The following is a 290-nucleotide window of genomic DNA, read 5'->3' on the forward strand; positions in this document are numbered from 1 at the left end:
TTATACCATTATAGCAGAACTTTATAAAAATGATGAAAATATAGATAAACGTCTACTTCAAGAATTTGTAGGTGTGAAAGAAGAGTTTGTTACCGATAATCATAAACTTATTGTAAAAGACAACGACTGGGATAAGTTTGCTAACGCCATCAAATATCAAAATCGATTTCATACCCAAAATATCAATTTACAACTATTAAATCATTTTTTAAAGTTTACAGAAAGTATCATTAAGCCTGAAGACTTTCTGTTGTATCGTTGTAGGATTTCTAACTCCGAGCCAATAGATA

1 pseudogene is annotated in these 290 nt (G+C 29.3%); it reads left to right on the plus strand.

Going from position 1 to position 290, the window contains the following annotated elements:
- A pseudogene (locus HUK49_RS11085) lies at nt 1-290 on the plus strand (hypothetical protein); the annotation flags it as partial.

Origin of the sequence: Limosilactobacillus portuensis, assembly GCF_014838735.1 — a bacterium.
GTDB classification, from domain to species: Bacteria; Bacillota; Bacilli; order Lactobacillales; family Lactobacillaceae; genus Limosilactobacillus; species Limosilactobacillus portuensis.